The organism is Micromonospora tarensis (assembly GCF_016803395.1).
Lineage (GTDB): Bacteria > Actinomycetota > Actinomycetes > Mycobacteriales > Micromonosporaceae > Micromonospora > Micromonospora tarensis.
On the sequence record NZ_JAEVHL010000378.1, the window covers coordinates 1 to 4,160 of the forward strand.

A 4,160-nucleotide genomic window follows, 5' to 3' on the forward strand; every position below is an offset into this window, starting at 1 on the left:
GGCGCAGCCGCGCACCGGCGGTGGCGGGCGCGGCCGGGTGCTGCGACTGGCCGCCGCCGGCCCGGTGGCCTTCGTGGCGCTCTTCCTGCTCGCCTCACCCACCTCGGCGGTGGTGCTGCCGCGCGGCGACGGCGGCGCGGCCGGCACCGCGCAGGGTTCCGGAGTGCACCCACCGGTGGTCATGCTGATCCTCGACGAACTGCCGCTGGTCAGCCTGCTCGGCGCGGACGGCCGGATCGACGCGACCCGCTACCCCTACTTCGCGGAACTGGCCGGCGCGTCGACCTGGTACCGCAACGCGACCGGGGTCAGCGGGTGGACGCCCAACGCCCTGCCGGCGATGCTCACCGGCCGCTACCCGGAGCGGTCCGCCGCGCCGCACTACTCGCAGTACCCGGACAACCTCTTCACCGCCTTCGGCGGCCTGTACGACATCCGGGCCGAGGAGAGCATCACCCGGCTCTGCCCACCCAGCCGCTGCGACCAGCCGGTCACCCCGGAACAGGGGCTCGGCCCGCTGGTCCGGCAGACGGCCAAGCTGCTCGGTCAGGTCGCCGCGCCGACGGACAGCGCTCTCGACCCGGAGGACTCCTACCGGGAGCAGACCCGCGCCGAAGCCGGCCTGGACGCCGCCGAACCCGTGCCGGCCGACCCGAAGTTCCGCTGGGACAGCCTGGACGACAACCAGCCGGCCCGGTTCACCAGCTTCCTGGCCGGGCTGAAGCCGACGCCCCGACCCACAGTGCATTTCCTGCACCTGCTGATGCCGCACTCGCCGTGGGCGTACCTGCCCTCAGGGGCCCGCTACGACGCCCCCGAGGATCTGCCCAACGACGGCACCGGCTGGGTCGACCTGGCCCGGCAGCGGCACCTCGCCCAGCTGGGCTACACCGACCGGCTGATCGGCGAGACGCTGCGCACGCTGCGCGCCAGTGGCCTCTACGACCAGGCTCTCGTCGTGGTGACCGCCGACCACGGGGTGAGCTTCCGGCCGGGCGCGCAGGGCCGGGGGATGGACGCCATCAAGGCCGCCGCCGGTGAGGTCGCCTGGGTGCCGACGTTCGTCAAGGAGCCCCGCCAGCAGACCGGCCGGGTGGACGACCGCAACTGGGAACACGTCGACCTGCTGCCGACCATCGCCGACGAGGCCAACATCCGGCTGCCCTGGCGGGTCGACGGCCGCTCCGCGAGGCAGGCCCCGCGCACCGACGGCACGAAGCACTTCTACGACCGCCCCGGCGAACCCGTCACCTTCCCCGGCGGGGTGCCCACCCCGCCGCCCCTGCCGACACCGCACCCCCTGGTCGGCACCGAGGTACGCGCCGGCCCGGCCGCGGGCAGCAGCGCCCGGGTGGCGGACCTGGCCGCGTTCACCGCCACCGACCCGGACACCGGCACCCTGCCGGCGCTGGTCTGGGGTGACGTACCGGACCGCGTCCCGGACGGCACCCTGCTCGCGGTGGCCGTCAACGGCCGGATCGGGGCGGTCGTCCCGGTGGTGCCGGCCGACCCCGGCGGACGCCGGTTCGCCGCCCTGCTCGCCGACGACACACTGTTCCGCGCCGGGACCAACCACCTCGACGTCTTCCAGGTCGCGCCGGACGGCACGCTGCGCCGCCTCGCCCTGTCCTAGCCTCGCTCCCGACCAGTGGGAGGTTGGTTTCCCGGCGGCGCGGTCGGGAATCGGGTGACGCATACCTCACCGCAGAACCACGGCGGGCGTTGTCCCGCACGCCGCAATTACGGTAGAAGCGAAGGCAATTCAACGTAGATCTGCCGGCGAAGCGAGGAACCACATGACGGAAGTCAAGCTCGATCACCCCGGTGGGCAGCTGTCGATGCCGGTGCATCCTGCGGTCGAGGGCCCCGCCGGTATCGGGGTGAGCAAGCTGCTGAAGGAAACCGGGATGACCACGTACGACCCCGGTTTCGTCAACACCGCCGCTGCCTCATCCGCGATCACCTACATCGACGGCGACGCGGGCATCCTGCGTTACCGGGGGTACCCGATCGAGCAGTTGGCCGAGAAGTCCTCCTTCCTGGAGGTCTCCTACCTGCTCATCTACGGTGAGCTGCCGACCGAGCAGCAGCTGACCGAGTTCACCGAGTGGATTCGGCGGCACTCGCTGCTGCACGAGGAGATGCGCCGCTTCTTCGACGGCTTCCCCCGGGACGCCCACCCGATGGCGGTGCTCTCGTCCGCGGTGAGCGCCCTGTCCACCTTCTACCAGGACAGCCTGGACCCGTTCGACTCCGAGCACGTGGAGATCTCCACTGTCCGGCTGATGGCGAAGGTCCCCACCATCGCCTCGTACGCGTACAAGAAGTCGATCGGCCAGCCGCTGCTGTACCCGGACAACTCGCTGGGGTACGTGGACAACCTGCTGCGGATGACGTTCGGCGTGCCGGCGGAGCCGTACGTGGTCGACCCGGTGATGTCGAAGGTGCTGGACATGCTCTTCGTTCTGCACGCCGACCACGAGCAGAACTGCTCCACGTCGACTGTCCGGCTGGTCGGCTCCAGCAACGCCAACCTGTTCGCCTCGGTGTCCGCCGGCGTGAACGCGCTCTTCGGCCCGCTGCACGGCGGCGCCAACCAGGCGGTGCTGGAGATGCTCCAGCAGATCCACGCCGGTGACGGCGACGTCCGGTCCTTCGTCCGCAAGGTCAAGGACAAGGAGGACGGCGTCAAGCTGATGGGCTTCGGCCACCGGGTCTACAAGAACTACGACCCCCGCGCGGCGATCGTCAAGAAGGCCGCGCAGGACGTGCTGGGCCGGATGGCCAAGCCGGACCCGCTGCTGGACATCGCCATGGAACTGGAGGAGATCGCGCTCGCCGACGACTTCTTCGTCTCCCGTCGGCTCTACCCGAACGTGGACTTCTACACCGGCCTGATCTACAAGGCCATGGGCTTCCCGACGAAGATGTTCACGGTGCTCTTCGCGCTCGGCCGGCTCCCCGGCTGGATCGCCCAGTGGCGCGAGATGATCAACGACCCGGAGACCAAGATCGGCCGTCCGCGGCAGGTCTACGTCGGCGCCGCCGAGCGGGACTACGTCCCCTTCGCCGACCGCTGACCCTCCGCCCGTCGCATCCCCGCTCGGCGCACCACCGCTCGTCGCACCACCGCAGGCCGTCGACCCGCCCGGGTCGGCGGCCTGTCGCCTTCTTCGGGTACGTCCTGCGTTGATCGACTCGGTTTCCTGGAAGTTGGGGCATCCTCGGGGCCCGGATACCGCGCTTTCAAGGAAACCGAGTCGATCAAGGGATTCGGGGCTGGGCGGGGCTGGGGGTGGCGGTCAGAAGGCGGAGATGGGCCGGGCCCGCTCGCTGCGGCTCAACGCGCTGATCAGCGCGGACTGGCCGTGCCGACGAACGGCCAGCCGTACCAGCAGGTCGCGGACGGGGTCGAAGACCGCCGCCGGGAACTCCGGCGTGGGTACGCCGATGCTCACCGCGAGATCGTCGGAGTGGACCACGATCTCCAGCTGGCGGGTGAGCAGGAAATCGCCGCGCCGCAGGGACCAGCCCTGCCACGGGATCGGCACGACGTCCCGGGCCGCGCCGCGCGCGAGCAGGTTGCCCGCCTCCTCCAGCGCGAAGGCGGAGCGGGCGTGCAGGTCGGCGGGGCCCCGAGCGGCGTCCGCCTCGTCCGGGCCGGCGACGACCGTCGCCTCGTCCGGGGTCCCCTCGGTGACCCAAACGGCCCGCTCGTAGTGGTTGTCGGCCGACTCCAGCATTGGCAGGTCGGTCGGCATCGGCAGTAGCTCCGCCACCCGGACCGCCTGACGGCCCAGGTGGCACGCCAGGCCGCCGACGGAGAGGTGCGGCAGCACGCTCGGGCGTGACCACTGCTCGGAGACCTCGGGGCGGCGGATCAGGTCCAGAGCGATCGAGGCGGCAACCGGGAACGCGGAATCCAGGGCGTCGACAGGGCGAGACATCGGCACATTCTGACAGGACCCGCCGCGCGCTGCCGGATGGCGAACCGGACCACGCGCGCCCGATCAGGGCTCGCCGACCAAGTCGATGTGCCGTAGAGCGGTATACCTCAGAGTCATATTTATGGGTCTTCTGCTGGGTTTGTGGGTTGTTTGGTGGTCATCGTTTGGGGAGTTGGGGCCGGTGGCTGCCGAGGCTGAGCATGGCCAGGGCGA

2 protein-coding genes and 1 pseudogene are annotated in these 4,160 nt (G+C 70.8%); 2 read left to right on the forward strand and 1 reads right to left on the reverse strand.

Annotated elements, in window-relative coordinates; all coding sequences use genetic code 11:
- Together JM949_RS34165 and JM949_RS34170 are read left to right on the forward strand one after the other, a co-directional pair.
- Window positions 1-1,633, forward strand: a pseudogene (locus tag JM949_RS34165) (sulfatase-like hydrolase/transferase); the annotation flags it as partial.
- 163 nt (window positions 1,634-1,796) lie between these two features.
- Window positions 1,797-3,080, forward strand: coding sequence for a citrate synthase (locus tag JM949_RS34170; RefSeq protein ID WP_203152145.1), 1,284 nt, complete (start codon window positions 1,797-1,799; stop codon window positions 3,078-3,080).
- Window positions 3,081-3,302: 222 nt separating this feature from the next.
- On the opposite strand, the gene JM949_RS34175 is transcribed toward JM949_RS34170, so the two are convergent.
- Window positions 3,303-3,947, reverse strand: a complete 645-nt coding sequence (locus tag JM949_RS34175) for a maleylpyruvate isomerase N-terminal domain-containing protein (RefSeq protein WP_203152146.1) — start codon at window positions 3,945-3,947, stop codon at window positions 3,303-3,305.
- Window positions 3,948-4,160: the final 213 nt, after the last annotated feature.

Excerpts from the sequence above, each read along its gene's own strand:
- JM949_RS34170 (WP_203152145.1), top strand. The coding sequence starts at position 1,797 with ATGACGGAAGTCAAGCTCGATCACCCCGGTGGGCAGCTGTCGATGCCG.
- JM949_RS34175 (WP_203152146.1), bottom strand. The coding sequence starts at position 3,947 with ATGTCTCGCCCTGTCGACGCCCTGGATTCCGCGTTCCCGGTTGCCGCC.